Below are 13,035 nucleotides of genomic sequence, written 5' to 3'. Positions count from 1 at the left end.
CTTTCCGCTGCCAATCGCAAATCATTCGCAACAATGGCGCGGGGACGGGTGGTTGGCAAGGGCGGTGGCGTGGTAAAAGGGCACAGATGAAGGAGAACCCCATGGCCCGCGACATCCTGTACCTGCTGCCGCCCGATTTCCCGGACGAGAAGTACCCCGGTCAGCGCTTCTATTGCGCCGATTGCATGTTCATGGAGGGCATCCTGGCCCGGTTTCCGGTGATCGCCGAACGGGTAGAGGTCCGCCGACATGACTTTCCCCGGCCCCGCGCGGAAGTGGTCGCGCTGGTGGGGGAGGCGAACCAGGGCCTGCCGCTGCTGATCTTTGGCGATGATGCTGAGGATGGGCTGGAGACGGGGCGGCATGGCGGCTTGCGCTTTGCGGGCACAAGGGCGGCCATTATGAAGGCGCTGGCCGTGCGGCACGGGATACCGCTGCCGCATCCGTGAGGGGGGCAGAGTTCTGTTCACTTAACTTCACCGGATCCCCTGCTTCAACATTCCCTTGGCGGAACTTGAGCTGCGGCTACATCTTGTTCTTTCAGGCGAAACGAACTGAGATGCAGCGCCGTTTCAGGGGTTGAAACTTCCCACGAATTCTCTTACTTTTAATTAGCTCTTGGCATGAGCATGGCACTCGCCGTTCCGAAGCTGCTGGCAGCGCTGCCGTACATTCATTTTTGAACCCTTCAACAGGCTTTCAGGCTTGGGAGGCGGTCGGCGAGTGACGCTTGCAAATCAAGCCGGGAGAATAGCCATGTTGACCGGTAAAGTGCGCCCCACGACTCTGAGTGGAGTCAAAAGTCTCGCTGCTCAAATGAGTAAAGAGCTGGGTATCAAGCATTCGAGAGCGCTTGATCTTGCAGCTCAGGCGGCAAACTGCACAAATTTTCGAAACGCGCAGCGTACACTTCCGTTGCGTCTGGCATCGCCCGTGCGTCATTATGTGCTGATTAGCATATACTGGAGTGACAAGAAGCAAGGCTATCGATGTGGCCGTGAGACGCTCAAGATTGAAATCTCAAAGCCTATTCTTGAGATTTGCAGTAAATCCGCGCTCAAAGCTGTTCGAGGTTTTAATAATCTTCGTATGGTCGCAGAGGACCATTTTGTTTGCGACGCGCTAGCTCAAACGCAGGACTTTGCGCGCGACCGTCTCTGTGTTGCAGAGCGGTCACTCCGCTTTATGGAACATACAGGGCTGCAACCCTCTCGTAATCACCGTAAGGTCTATCCCCCCAATGGTTCTGTGGATGACAAACTGCCGAGCAGTGATCACGTCACCAAGTGGATCGATCCGGCGTGTGGGCAGTTTATCTTAATTGATGAACCTTATAGGGGGGCACCAGACGAACCGAAGCGTGCTGCTTGGTCGGCTCGGACCGGCTGGCGTATTGTCAAAGCCTCATGGCCAGGTATGTACTATCCCTACAGTTGCGATCTATACGCTGCGTCTGATTGCCGTTCCGGTTATGATCTCGATGCTTTGGTGGCAAAGATCGACGCTTTGCCAACACCGTTGATTGACGAGAACTGGTCCGGCGATTCTGTGACCCCTTGGGATGAATTCGTCAGCCCGAAGGCAAAATCGCCACAAGATATCCGACGAGCGCGGTGTAGAGGGACAATCTTTCCGACCGCTAGCGCGACAACTGTGCCTTACAGTTATAGCCTTGGCTCATCGCGACGGCGCCCTGCTGCCAGCATGGCGATAGATGATCATGTTATGGCGGGACGGATCATCAAGGCCGTGATCCGATCTGATCTGTCATGTCATAGCGTCGATACCCGTATGAATGCGCTGCGCTCAACCCTGGAAGACTGGATGAGTCTTGAGATCAAAACAGGTAAACTTGATGGCCCTGAATTCTTCGACGTGTATTACAATGATACAGAGAGTGATATGGCTTTCCAGAAGGCAGTGAAATCGCGCGCTGGCATCGTTGAGATACTAGGCGGATTGAAGCAATGCCTGTTGGCAGCCTATCCAGACTGCGCGCCGCTTCGCCAGCAAATTCAACGCATCGACATGTCGGTGTCGTTGATCAACAAAATGGAGCGCGCTGGAAAGTAGCCATCGGCCTTCTAGCGGCTCGCGGCGTCGAGATGGATGTGCCTCTTCTCGCCCACCACAATCCCCCAAAAAAGATGGGCGGCTGGGTTTCCCCAACCGCCCATAAGGTCGATCGCCGTGAAATGACCGGACAACGGCGATCGTAGAGGACCGGAAAAACGTTAAGAACGACGCGGCAGGGATGCTGCTTCACGGGCCAAGGCCGTGATGCCGGCCCAATCGCCCGCCTTGACCATATTGCCGGGTGTCACCCAGGAGCCGCCCACGCACATGACGTTGGGCAGCGCCAGGAAGTCGGGCGCGGTGGCGGCGGTGACGCCGCCCGTGGGGCAGAACTTGATCTGGGACAGCGGCGAGGATACTGCCTTCAGCATGTCGATACCGCCCACCACCGTGGCGGGGAACAGCTTCTGGTGACGGATACCGCGCGACAGCAGGTACATCATCTCCGCCGGGGTGGCGACGCCGGGCAGATAGGGGATGCCGCTGTCCAGCACGGCATCGACCAGACCCGGATAGGTGCCGGGACTGACGATGAATTTTGCACCGGCATCGGCCACCTGCGCCACCTGTTCGGGGGCGATGACGGTGCCGGCACCGACCACGGCGCCCGGCACCTTGGCCATGACGCGGATGGCGTCGAGTGCTGCGGGGGAGCGCAGGGTGACTTCCAACACCGGCAGGCCGCCGGCCACCAGCGCCTCGGCCAGCGGCTGGGCATCTTCAAGCCGGTCGATGATGATCACCGGAATGACCGGGGCCAGGCTGGCGATGTGGGTGATATCCATGCTCATCTTGTCAGGTTCCGGTCGGATCAGGCGGTGGGGATGGGGGCGGCGAAACAGGAACCACCCTGTTCGGCCCCGGTGGCGGATGCCCGGAAGGCACCGAACAGGTTGCGGCCCATGCCCCATTCATTGTGGGACAGGTCGGGCACGGTAACGGTGCGGGCCGCGAATTCGGCGGCGTCGACCAGCACGTTCAACTCGCCGGTTTCGGCATCCAGGCTGACGATGTCGCCGTCACGCACCTTGGCCAGCGGGCCGCCGCCCAGGCATTCTGGCGTGATATGGATGGCGGCGGGCACCTTGCCCGACGCCCCCGACATGCGGCCATCGGTGACGAGCGCCACCTTGAAGCCCTTGTCCTGCAACACGCCCAGGCCGGGGGTCAGCTTGTGCAGTTCCGGCATGCCATTGGCGCGCGGACCCTGGAAACGGACCACGGCTACGACATCGCGGTTCAGGGCACCGGCCTTGAAGGCGGCCTGCAAATCGTCCTGGCTGTCGAACACGGCGGCGGGTGCTTCGATCACCCGATGCTCAGGTTTGACGGCCGACACCTTGATGATGCCCCGGCCCAGATTGCCAGAGAGAAGCCGCATGCCGCCCGTACTGTCGAACGGGTCGGCGACGGGGCGCAGCACCTTGGTATCGGCACTTTCCTTCACGCCCAGCCGCCAGGTGGCGACACCGTGATTATCCAGGAAAGCATCCTGGCGATAGGCGTCCAGACCGTCACCGGCCACCGTCTTCACATCGCCATGCAGCAGGCCGCTATCCAGCAGTTCGGAGATCACGAACTGCATGCCGCCCGCGGCGTGGAAATGGTTCACATCGGCCACGCCATTGGGATAGACGCGGGCCAGCAGCGGCACGGCAGACGACAGGTCGCTGAAATCCTGCCAGTCGACCTGGATGCCGGCGGCGGCGGCCATGGCGACCAGATGGATGGCATGGTTGGTGGACCCGCCCGTCGCCATCAGGCCGATGATGCCATTCACGATGGCCTTTTCATCAATCACGTCGCAGATGGGCGTGTAATCATCGCCCAATGCCGTGATCTTGGCGGCCCGCTCTGCGGCAGCGACCGTCAGCGCATCGCGCAGCGGCGTGTTGGGGTTGATGAAGGATGCGCCCGGCAGGTGCAGGCCCATGATCTCCATCAGCATCTGATTGGAATTGGCGGTACCATAGAAGGTGCAGGTGCCCGGCCCGTGATAGCTCTGCGACTCCGCCTCCAGCAGCGCGTCGCGGCCCAGCTTGCCCTCAGCATACAACTGCCGGACCTTGGCCTTCTCCGGGTTGGACAGGCCGGATGTCATGGGGCCGGCGGGCACGAACACGGCGGGCAGATGGCCGAAAGACAGGGCGCCGATGAACAGGCCCGGCACGATCTTGTCGCACACACCCAGATACAGGCCGGCATCGAACATGTTGTGCGAGAGCGCGATGGCCGTCGACATGGCAATGACATCGCGGGAGAACAGCGACAGTTCCATGCCCGGCTGACCCTGGGTCACGCCATCGCACATGGCGGGCACGCCGCCCGCAAACTGCGCCACGGCGCCGGCCTTGCGCACGGCATCCTTGATCAGGGCCGGATAGCGTTCCAGCGGCTGATGCGCCGACAGCATGTCGTTATAGGCCGAGACGATGGCGATATTCGGCTCGGTCCCGGATTTCAGTTTGGCCTTGTCATCGGCGGCACAGGCCGCGAAACCATGGGCCAGATTGCCACAGGCGAGCGTGCCGCGCTTGGGACCCTTGCCGGCGGCGGCGCGGGTCTGCTCCAGATATTTGGACCGGGTGGCGACGCTGCGCCCGATGATCCGGTCGGTGACGCGGCGGATGGCGTCCTGTGTCATCTTGAACTTCCTCCTTCAGGGGCGCCCGGCAAAGGCCGTGGGGGTTACGGCGCCCACCAGATGGAAACGGGGACCTGGGTCTGGTGCAGCACGGCGCGGACGGGGGCGGGCTCAACCGGTCCCGGCTTCAGTGCCGCGTCCAGAACGGCCTTCTTCTTGTCACCCGTGATCAGCAGGGCAACGGCGCGAGAGCGCAGCAGTTCCGGCAGGGTCAGGGTGATGCGGGCCGGCACGCCACCGGCGGGGGTAACGGCAGCAACCGCCAGACCCAGCGCACCGCTCAACGCCTCTGCCAAGCCGGTCGCACCAGGGAAGAAGCTGGCCGTGTGGCTGTCCTCCCCCATGCCCAGCAGGACAAGGTCATAGGGGCGGGGCATGGTGGCCAGCCGGCTGCTGGTGCGGGCCAGACCGTCGGCGGGCGTGGCACCCACGCTTTTCAGGCCGACGACGGTTGCACCCTTGGCAACGGCAGCGGACAGGGTCCGGCGCACCATCGCCTCATTGCTGGCGGGATCATCCAGATCGACCCAGCGCTCATCCGACAGGGTCAGATAGACCTTGTCCCAGGGAAGGTCGTAACCATCCAGCCGGGCGAACAGGTCGGCAGGCGTGGTGCCGCCCGACAGGACCAGGGAGGCACGGCCATAGGCGGCCACCGCATCGCGGATCAGGCCGCCGATATGGTCGGCAAGAGCCGTGACCAGGGACGCCTTGTCGGCGTGGCTATTAATAGTCGGCATCGTTCCACCGCCGATCATCGCGGGCCAGCAGCAGGGCCGCCGACAGCGGCCCCCAGCTTCCGGCCGGATAGGGTTCCGCCGGCTGGTCGGTGTCCTTCCAGCCCTTCTGGATGGTGTCGATCCAGGCCCAGGCGGCATCCACCTCGTCCCGGCGCATGAACAAAGACGGGTTGCCGCGCACCGTATCCATCAGCAGCCGTTCATAGGCGTCCGGGTAACGGTCCTTGAACGTCTCCGCATAGGACAGGTTCAGGGGGACGGACCGCAGGCGCAGGCCGCCGGGACCGGGCACCTTGGTCATGATCGACAGGTTCACGCCCTCGTCCGGCTGCAACCGGATGACCAGACGGTTGGCGGTCAGCTCACCCGCGCCGCGCCCGAAGACATTGTGCGGCGTGGCCTTGAACTGGATGACGATCTCGGAATAGCGGGTGGGCATGCGCTTGCCCGTGCGCAGATAGAACGGAACCCCGCCCCAGCGCCAATTATCCACCTCCGCCTTGATGGCAACGAAGGTTTCGGTGTTGGACGACGCGCCCAGCTCCTCGCCATAGCCGGGCACGGACTTGCCCTCAATCGCACCCTGGCGATATTGGCCGCGGACCGTCTTGGCCTTTACCTCCTGCGCCGTGATGGGGCGCAGGGCGCGCAGCACCTTGATCTTCTCGTTGCGGATCATGTCCTCCGTCAGCGATGACGGCGGTTCCATGGCCACAAGGCACAACAGCTGCAGGAAATGGTTCTGTACCATGTCACGCAGGGCGCCGGCCTTGTCGTAATAGTCGGCGCGGCCTTCCACGCCGACCTTTTCGGCGACCGTGATCTGCACATGGTCGATATAGTTGGCGGACCAGAGCGGTTCGAACAGGGCATTTCCGAAGCGCAGCACCATCAGGTTCTGCACCGATTCCTTGCCCAGATAATGGTCGATGCGGAAGATCTGCTCTTCCTTGAAGATCGCGCCAACCTCGTTATTCACGGCATTGGCAGAGGCCTGATCCTTGCCGATCGGCTTTTCCAGGACAACCCGTGTCTTGGGGCAGATGAGATCCGCTTCCTTGATGTTGCGGCAGATGGCGCCGAACAGCACGGGCGAGGTTGCCAGATAGAAGACGCGGGCCTTGTCCCCACCATCCTTCAACGCCTCGACCAGCAGCGGCCAGTTACCGGCGGGCTTGGTCGCGTCCAGCGGGACATAGGTGATGCGGCCCAGGAAACGGGCCAGGATGGCCTGATCGATATCTTCCGCTGGGATGAACTGACCCAGGGCCTTGGTGATCTGCGCGCGGAAGGCGTCGGTGTTCTGGTCGGTACGGGACACGCCGATGATGCGGCTGTCATCGGTCAGCTGATGGTCGCGTTCGCGGTAATAAAGGGCAGGCATCAGCTTGCGCAGGGCCAGATCGCCCGTGCCGCCGAACACCACATAGTCAAACGGATTAACCTGCATCACATCAGCCATGGCACCCGGCCCGCCCGTCCCTTGATTTCCGGCCATTTCCTGGCCGAGGCGGCGCGCGGTCCGCGCCGTCTTCTGGGATGAATGTAGCAGAATTACCAAAGCTCGCAAGCGGCGACTACGTCGTCTGCCCGCATTTCCGGCATTCGCGCGCATGTTTGTAACGTCCATGCTGCGCTGCGGCGTAACTTTACTACGGTTTTTGCCCTATAGAAGGCATTTCGGAGGCGGAATGGGCCAACATCGGCGGGCAGGGGTGCCCCGCTGTTACCGCCGGTATGCCGGCCTTGCCAAATCCGGCTGGATTTCGTGTAATTCCCTTACACGGCCCAGCCGGCCGGTATCATATGTTTGGGGGAGTGGCCGACGTGCTTGAACGTATCCGTGGCATGCAGTCCGGTCTGCGCCGATCCGAACAGAAGATCGCGGAAGTGGTGCTTAAGCGCCCGCATTCGGTGGTCAATGCCTCCGTCGCGGAGGTGGCGCGGGAAGCGCAGGTCAGCCAGCCGACGGTGGTGCGCTTCTGCCGCTCTATTGGCTGCGCGGGTTTTCAGGATTTCAAGCTGCGTCTGGCCCAGGATTTGGCCACAGGCACGCCCTATGTGCATGAGGAGGTGCGGCCCGACGATCCCGTCGTTGACGTCGCCGCCAAGGTCCTGAACCGGTCCATCGCCTCGCTGACCCGCGTGCGCAACCATACCAACCCGGAAGCGTTGGATCAGGCGGTGCGCATCCTGGCCGAAGCGCAGCGCATGGAATTCTATGGCTTCGGCGCCTCTGGCGTGGTGGCCATGGATGCGCAGAACAAGTTCTTCCGTTTGGGCATCCCCTGCGTCGCCTATACCGATTTCCATGTGCAAGCCATGTCGGCCACCCTGCTGGGTCCCAACGCGGCGGCCCTGGTCATCTCCCACACAGGCCGCACGCGCGAATTGCTGCGCTCGGTCGATCTGGCGCTGGATAGCGGGGCCAAGGTGGTGGCGCTGACCTCGGGCGGGTCGCCGCTGGCGGAAAAGGCGACGGTGTCGCTGCTGGTCGATGTGGTGGAAGATACCAGCATGTACACGCCGATGGTCAGCCGTCTGGCTCATCTTGCCATGCTGGACGTGCTGCAGGTCGCCGTGGCCTTGCGCCGGGGCGTCAATCTGGCGGAAAGCCTGGCGCGGTCGAAGCGCCCGATCCGGGAGCGGCGGTTGGGGCAGCGGGGGTAGTTGGGGCGTCGCTCCATATCCCCACATTCCCGCAAACATGGTAATTTTCCCCACCACCCCAACCCAGGTAGACCATGCCCCATACCCCGTCCGAAGCCGAGATTGCCGCCATCATCCAGGCGACGCATGGTGACGTCTTCGCGATCCTGGGGCCGCATCCGCTGCATGACGGGTCGGGGCGTGTGGAATTGCGGGTGTTCAGGCCCGATGCGGAACGCGTAGCGGTAATCGGTGCGGATGGTGCGGAACGGCTGGACCTGCCGCGCCTGCATGGCGACGGGTTTTTCGCCGGCACTTTGACCGCCGAACAGGCCGCCGGTTATCGCCTGCGCCTGTCGCGCGGGCATGACCGCTGGGAGATTGAGGACCCGTATCGATTCCCGCCCATCCTGGGTGAGATGGACCAGTATCTGCTGGGCGAGGGGCGGCACTGGCGGTCCTATGAAAAGCTGGGCGCGCATCTGGATGTGATCGACGGTGTCGCCGGTGTACGGTTCGCTGTCTGGGCGCCCAATGCGCGCCGCGTGTCGGTCGTGGGCGACTTCAATGGCTGGGATGGCCGTATCCATGTCATGCGCCTGCGCTTAGGCGCAGGCATCTGGGAGATTTTCGTCCCCGGCGTGACCGAGGGTGCGCATTACAAGTACGAAATGCTGGATGCCGGCGGTTATCTGCTGCCGCTGAAGGCTGACCCACATGCGTTGGCCGCCGAATTCCGGCCCGCCACTGCCTCCATGGTGTCGCGCATTGATCATCATGCCTGGCAGGATGCGCAATGGCTGACCAAGCGGGCGGCGCGCAATGCCCGGTCGGCGCCGATTTCGATCTATGAGGTGCATCCCGGTTCCTGGCGGCGGCCCGGAAATGGTGGCTACCTGAACTGGCGCGATCTGGCGAACCAGTTGGTTCCTTACGTTCGGGAAATGGGCTTCACCCATATCGAGGTGATGCCCGTTCATGAGCATCCGTTCGACGGGTCCTGGGGCTATCAGGCGCTGGGCCTGTTCGCGCCGACCTCCCGCTTTGGCACGCCTGCGGATTTCCAGGCCTTTGTCGATGCCTGCCATCAGGCGGAAATCGGCCTGATCATCGATTGGGTGCCCGGCCATTTCCCGACCGACGCCCATGGTCTGTATGAATTCGACGGCTCGCACCTATACGAACATGCCGACCCGCGCCAGGGCTATCACCCCGACTGGAACACCGCGATCTATAATTTCGGGCGGAACGAGGTGACGAATTTCCTCATCTCCAACGCCCTTTTCTGGCTGCGGCATTACCATATCGATGGGCTGCGCGTGGATGCGGTGGCCTCCATGCTGTATCTGGATTACAGCCGCAAGGAAGGTGAGTGGGTTCCCAACCGCCATGGCGGGCGGGAGAATCTGGAAGCCATTGATTTCATGCGCCGCATGAATGCCCTGGTCTATGGGACCGAGGAAGGGCAGGGCGGCGGGGCCATGACCATTGCCGAGGAATCGACGGCATGGCCCGGCGTGTCACAGCCGGCCCATGCCGGCGGCCTGGGCTTTGGCTATAAATGGAACATGGGCTGGATGCATGACACGCTGAAATATATGCAGCGTGACCCGATCCACCGCCGCCACCATCACAGCGACCTGACCTTCGGCCTGCTCTACGCCTTCTCCGAAAACTTCATCCTGCCGCTCAGCCATGATGAGGTTGTGCATGGCAAGGGCTCGCTTCTGGCCCGCATGCCGGGCGACGATTGGCAGAAATTCGCCAATCTGCGCGCCTATTTCAGCTTCATGTGGACCCATCCGGGCAAGAAGCTGCTGTTCATGGGCGGGGAATTCGCGCAGGGACGCGAATGGAACCATGATGGGCAGTTGGACTGGCATCTGCTGGACGATCATGCCGGTGGGCATTGGCACCGGGGCGTGCGCGATCTGGTTCGCGACCTGAACCATCTTTACCGTGACACCCCGGCCCTGCATGAGCGCGATTGTGAGGGCGAGGGTTTCCGCTGGATCAAGGGCGGGGCGGCCGACGAAAGCGTGCTGGCCTATAGCCGCCATGGCTTTGCCGAGGGTGCAGCGGCCGTCACGGTTGTGAATTTCACCCCTGTGCCGCGCCAGCGCTACCGCGTGGGTGTGCCCTTTGGCGGCGTCTGGCGGGAGGCACTGAACAGCGACGCCGCCGCCTATGCCGGTAGCGGCATCACTAACCCGGCGCCGGTGCAGGCCGAAACCCTGCCCTGGGACGGGCAGCCGTTCAGCGTGGAGATCGCCCTGCCGCCGCTGGCGGGTCTGGTGCTGTTGCCGGCTTGACCAAGGCCCCCATCACGTTTATCCAAACCTTGCTCTGGCGGAGCCGAGGGGCGTTGCAAACGCAGGCCTGGACAACTAAGTGCCCCGGATCGGGTCGGGAACCCGTCATGGGAGCACTGAATTGATCGACCGCAGCCGCCAGATTGCCCTTTTCGACCGCTATGACCAGCCCGCCGTGAATATCGCGGCGGTGGCCGATTGCCCGGATTTCGTGACCCCGGCCAAGCAAGCGGGCATCCCGCCCTTCGCGCGGGTTCTGCACGCCATCGGGCGGGCCAGTATGGACATCCCGCATATGCGCCTGCGCCTGCTGGAAAAGCGGGTCAGCGAGGTCAAGAACCTCACCATGTCCTACACGGTGATCGGGCGGGATCAGAACCTGAACTTCTCCACCATTCCCTATACGCCGGATTTTCAGGCCTTCCTGGCCGCCTATCTGGCCGACCGGGAGATTGCCCGCAATGCCGTGGACCTGCGCCTGACGCCGCTGACCAGCCGGGATTACATCTTCACCACCTGTTTGCCCTGGCTGCGTTTCACCTCAATCCAGCATCCGATGGCGCGGTTCGGGGACTGCTCCATTCCCAACGTTGCCATCGGCAAGTTCGGCCACAGCAATGGCCGCGTGGATTTTCCCGTCGCTGTGCAGGCCCATCACGGCCTGATCGACGGGCTGCATATCGCCCAGTTCATCGCCCGGCTGGAGGAAGTGCTGGCCGAGGCTGTCAACGACCCGACACGATAGAGGTTGGGCGCTTACAACAGAGGATGTTCAGCATGAAGGACCGCCCCAACCGCCAGGGATTCGCGACCCGCGCCATCCATGCCGGCCAGCAGCCCGACCCCACGACCGGCGCCATCATGGTCCCGATCTACGCCACCAGCACCTTTGTGCAGGAAAGCCCCGGCGTTCATAAGGGCTATGAATATGCCCGCAGCCAGAACCCGACGCGCATGGCCTATGAGGCCTGTATCGCTGATCTGGAGTCAGGATATCGTGGCTACGCCTTTGCCTCTGGGCTGGCGGCGGAAGCGACGATCCTGGAGTTGCTGGATGCCGGCGCGCATGTCATCGCATCCGATGATCTGTATGGCGGCACCTACCGCCTGCTGCACCGGGTGCGGTCGCGCACGGCCAACCTGTCGGTGACGACCGTCGACCTGTCGGACCTGGAAGCGGTGAAAGCCGCCATCCGTCCGGAAACCCGCATGATCTGGGTGGAGACGCCGACCAATCCGCTGCTGAAGCTGGCAGACCTGGAGGCGCTGGCGCAACTGGCCAAGACACATAACCTGATCTCGGTTGCTGATAACACCTTTGCCAGCCCGTGGATTCAGCGGCCGTTGGAGCAGGGGTTCGACATTGTCGTGCATTCGGCCACCAAATATCTGAACGGCCATTCCGACATGGTGGGTGGCGTCGCGGTGGTGCGGGAGGCCGGCGAAATCGCCGACCGCATGGCCTTCCTGCACAATGCCGTCGGCGCCATCCAGGGACCGTTTGACAGTTTCCTGGTAATGCGCAGCCTGAAGACCCTGGCGCTGCGCATGGAGCGCCATTGCCAGAATGCCGGCGTGATCGCCGAATGGCTGGAAAAACACCCGTCGGTGGCAAAGGTGCGCTACCCGTTCCTGCCCAGCCACGACCAGCATGATCTGGCCAAGCGGCAAATGCGGGCCGGTGGCGGCATGGTGACCATTCACCTGAAGGGCGGTCTGGAACCCGCGCGCCGTATGTTGGAGCGGACGGAACTGTTTAGTCTTGCCGAAAGCCTTGGCGGAGTGGAGAGCCTGATCGAACATCCGGCCATCATGACCCATGCCAGCATTCCCGCAGAACAGCGTGCCGCCATCGGCATTGATGACGGTCTGGTCCGCCTGTCGGTGGGTGTGGAGGATGTGAACGACCTGCTGGCCGACCTGGAGCAGGCGCTTCGGTAAGCGGGGATAAGGGCGGGGCGGGCGGAATTCCGCTTGCCCCGCCGCCGGTGATTGCCCAAATCTGGGACGTCGCCAGGGAGGGTGCCATGAGCCTTTATGAGAAGGACTTTTACGCCTGGGCCAACCAGCAGGCCGCCCTGCTGCGCGCCGGCAAGCTCGATGCCGCCGACATCGCCAACATTGCCGAGGAGATCGAGAGCATGGGGCGGACGGAAAAGCGCGAACTGGTCAGCCGTCTGGCCGTCCTGCTGCTTCACCTTTTGAAGTGGCAGTTTCAGCCGGGGCTGCGCAGTCGTAGTTGGACACTGACAGTGCGAGAGCAGCGCCGCCAACTTTTGCGTCATATGAAGGATAATCCTAGCCTTAAAGGCACTTTGGCAGAGTCGATCGATGAGGCCTATGGCGACGCGGTAATCGCTGCCGAACGTGAGACCGGGTTATCCAGCCATACCTTCCCGGCCACCTGCCCCTTCACCTATGACCAGATGGCGGATGACGGCTTCTGGCCGGAATAAAAAAATGGCGCCCGGATTGGGGCCGGGCGCCAGTTGTTCAGCAATCCATACACATACCGCCTACATGGCGACTCACCATACCGGGTTCAGGGTCGGACTTCCCAAGCGAACTCGACATGGCAAGGGGTGTTCGGCATGGCCGCGATGGGGTTCATCTG

The 13,035-nt window shown here is 62.6% G+C and carries 11 protein-coding genes; 7 read left to right on the top strand and 4 right to left on the bottom strand.

Features of this window, described 5'->3' with window-relative positions; translation table 11 throughout:
• Positions 1 to 101 precede the first annotated feature (101 nt).
• Both C0V82_RS08165 and C0V82_RS26820 read left to right on the top strand, forming a co-directional pair.
• Positions 102 to 449 carry a DUF3088 domain-containing protein gene (locus tag C0V82_RS08165; RefSeq protein ID WP_102113319.1) on the top strand — a complete coding sequence of 116 codons (348 nt, stop codon included), beginning with the start codon at positions 102 to 104 and terminating at the stop codon, positions 447 to 449.
• A 307-nt stretch (positions 450 to 756) separates the two neighbouring features.
• Positions 757 to 2,073, top strand: coding sequence for a DUF5623 domain-containing protein (locus C0V82_RS26820; protein ID WP_158659808.1), 1,317 nt, complete (start codon positions 757 to 759; stop codon positions 2,071 to 2,073).
• 161 nt (positions 2,074 to 2,234) lie between these two features.
• Here C0V82_RS26820 and C0V82_RS08155 read toward each other — a convergent pair whose 3' ends face one another.
• From C0V82_RS08155 to zwf, 4 genes are read right to left on the bottom strand one after another with little or no spacing between them, the layout of a single operon-like run.
• Complete coding sequence (locus tag C0V82_RS08155; protein WP_102111907.1) at positions 2,235 to 2,867, bottom strand: bifunctional 4-hydroxy-2-oxoglutarate aldolase/2-dehydro-3-deoxy-phosphogluconate aldolase; 633 nt, start codon at positions 2,865 to 2,867, stop codon at positions 2,235 to 2,237.
• Between the two features lie 20 nt (positions 2,868 to 2,887).
• Positions 2,888 to 4,720, bottom strand: coding sequence for a phosphogluconate dehydratase (gene edd, locus C0V82_RS08150; protein WP_102111906.1), 1,833 nt, complete (start codon positions 4,718 to 4,720; stop codon positions 2,888 to 2,890).
• Between the two features lie 44 nt (positions 4,721 to 4,764).
• Positions 4,765 to 5,460 carry a 6-phosphogluconolactonase gene (pgl, locus tag C0V82_RS08145; protein WP_158659807.1) on the bottom strand — a complete coding sequence of 232 codons (696 nt, stop codon included), beginning with the start codon at positions 5,458 to 5,460 and terminating at the stop codon, positions 4,765 to 4,767.
• The gene (gene zwf / locus C0V82_RS08140; protein ID WP_102111904.1) at positions 5,447 to 6,922 is read right to left on the bottom strand and encodes a glucose-6-phosphate dehydrogenase; all 1,476 of its coding nucleotides are present in this window, start codon (positions 6,920 to 6,922) and stop codon (positions 5,447 to 5,449) included. Before zwf ends, pgl begins: the two co-directional genes overlap by 14 nt.
• A 365-nt stretch (positions 6,923 to 7,287) precedes the next feature.
• Between zwf and hexR the strand changes: the two genes are divergently transcribed.
• From hexR to C0V82_RS08115, 5 genes are all read left to right on the top strand, one after another.
• A complete protein-coding gene (hexR, locus tag C0V82_RS08135) occupies positions 7,288 to 8,130 on the top strand; it encodes a transcriptional regulator HexR (RefSeq protein WP_102113318.1) in 843 nt (280 codons plus the stop codon).
• Between the two features lie 74 nt (positions 8,131 to 8,204).
• Positions 8,205 to 10,421, top strand: coding sequence for a 1,4-alpha-glucan branching protein GlgB (gene glgB / locus C0V82_RS08130; protein ID WP_102111903.1), 2,217 nt, complete (start codon positions 8,205 to 8,207; stop codon positions 10,419 to 10,421).
• A gap of 121 nt (positions 10,422 to 10,542) precedes the next feature.
• Complete coding sequence (locus tag C0V82_RS08125) at positions 10,543 to 11,166, top strand: CatA-like O-acetyltransferase (RefSeq protein WP_158659806.1); 624 nt, start codon at positions 10,543 to 10,545, stop codon at positions 11,164 to 11,166.
• Positions 11,167 to 11,198: 32 nt separating this feature from the next.
• The gene (locus C0V82_RS08120) at positions 11,199 to 12,362 is read left to right on the top strand and encodes a cystathionine gamma-synthase (protein WP_102111901.1); all 1,164 of its coding nucleotides are present in this window, start codon (positions 11,199 to 11,201) and stop codon (positions 12,360 to 12,362) included.
• 86 nt (positions 12,363 to 12,448) lie between these two features.
• Positions 12,449 to 12,877: a DUF29 domain-containing protein gene (locus C0V82_RS08115; protein ID WP_102111900.1), complete on the top strand. Its 429-nt coding sequence runs from the start codon at positions 12,449 to 12,451 to the stop codon at positions 12,875 to 12,877.
• Positions 12,878 to 13,035: the final 158 nt, after the last annotated feature.

Source organism: Niveispirillum cyanobacteriorum (genome assembly GCF_002868735.1).
GTDB classification, from domain to species: Bacteria; Pseudomonadota; Alphaproteobacteria; order Azospirillales; family Azospirillaceae; genus Niveispirillum; species Niveispirillum cyanobacteriorum.
The sequence above is the reverse complement of the archived record's forward strand: the minus strand, read 5'-3'. Positions and strand labels throughout refer to the sequence as shown.

Bases quoted from the DNA above. Each gene is read 5' to 3' on its own strand.
- C0V82_RS08165 (WP_102113319.1), top strand. From the start codon at position 102: ATGGCCCGCGACATCCTGTACCTGCTGCCGCCCGATTTCCCGGACGAG.
- C0V82_RS26820 (WP_158659808.1), top strand. From the start codon at position 757: ATGTTGACCGGTAAAGTGCGCCCCACGACTCTGAGTGGAGTCAAAAGT.
- C0V82_RS08155 (WP_102111907.1), bottom strand. From the start codon at position 2,867: ATGAGCATGGATATCACCCACATCGCCAGCCTGGCCCCGGTCATTCCG.
- edd (WP_102111906.1), bottom strand. From the start codon at position 4,720: ATGACACAGGACGCCATCCGCCGCGTCACCGACCGGATCATCGGGCGC.
- pgl (WP_158659807.1), bottom strand. From the start codon at position 5,460: ATGCCGACTATTAATAGCCACGCCGACAAGGCGTCCCTGGTCACGGCT.
- zwf (WP_102111904.1), bottom strand. From the start codon at position 6,922: ATGGCTGATGTGATGCAGGTTAATCCGTTTGACTATGTGGTGTTCGGC.
- glgB (WP_102111903.1), top strand. From the start codon at position 8,205: ATGCCCCATACCCCGTCCGAAGCCGAGATTGCCGCCATCATCCAGGCG.
- C0V82_RS08120 (WP_102111901.1), top strand. From the start codon at position 11,199: ATGAAGGACCGCCCCAACCGCCAGGGATTCGCGACCCGCGCCATCCAT.
- C0V82_RS08115 (WP_102111900.1), top strand. From the start codon at position 12,449: ATGAGCCTTTATGAGAAGGACTTTTACGCCTGGGCCAACCAGCAGGCC.